We start from the raw sequence: 261 nt of genomic DNA, 5'->3' as shown, positions 1-261 counted from the left end.
GCCTCGTGATAGCAATACATAAACAAATCAACGATAAAATTAGATTTGAAGCAAACAATGTTGCAAATGTCAGTGCAACGGCACCAGTACACATTGGAATAATTAAATGCCAGCGACGCTCTCTAAAGTGATCTCCGCTACGACCTGCTAACAGCATTACAACTATGGCACACATATAAGGTAGACTGGTCAACAAGCCAATATGCCAGTTGTCACTAATACCCGAGTTACGAATTAATGTCGGCAACCAGAAAGTAATTG

At 40.6% G+C, this 261-nt stretch carries 1 pseudogene; it reads right to left on the bottom strand.

From position 1 onward, the window contains the following. Positions 1 to 261, bottom strand: a pseudogene (locus FLQ44_RS22510) (MFS transporter); the annotation flags it as partial.

Origin of the sequence: Vogesella mureinivorans (assembly GCF_007644035.1) — a bacterium.
In the GTDB taxonomy this organism is placed as follows: Bacteria; Pseudomonadota; Gammaproteobacteria; order Burkholderiales; family Chromobacteriaceae; genus Vogesella; species Vogesella mureinivorans.
This window is presented reverse-complemented; position numbering and strand designations above follow the sequence as displayed.